This is a genomic window from Psychrobacter sp. S1-30-MNA-CIBAN-0213, from assembly GCF_040309845.1.
Classification (GTDB): domain Bacteria; phylum Pseudomonadota; class Gammaproteobacteria; order Pseudomonadales; family Moraxellaceae; genus Psychrobacter.
Genome location: NZ_JBEOPE010000196.1, coordinates 1 through 229, shown reverse-complemented (window position 1 = coordinate 229; position 229 = coordinate 1). Strand labels below are relative to the sequence as shown.

1 protein-coding gene is annotated in these 229 nt (G+C 43.2%); it reads right to left on the bottom strand.

What is annotated here, in order from left to right; genetic code table 11:
- Positions 1-229 (bottom strand): hypothetical protein (locus AAEY87_RS14485; RefSeq protein WP_350657668.1); only part of this gene is annotated, 229 nt, incomplete at both ends.

Sequence of the window (229 nt, the reverse complement as noted above, 5' to 3'; positions counted from 1 at the left end):
ATATCAGCAAGGCTCGATATAATTTTGTTAGCGCGGCTGTTCTCCCCTGTATAAAGGTTACTTAACTCGCTTATATCGTAACGGCCGCCTCGCCACGTTATTTGGCTTAGGTCGGTGTCGTCATCTAATCCAAAGTATTGAAACGGGCATAAATGGCGTTGATTTATTGCCTCTGGTAAGCGAATTTCAGCGGCTATTACTCCGCAAAAATCATCAAGTATATTTGCAC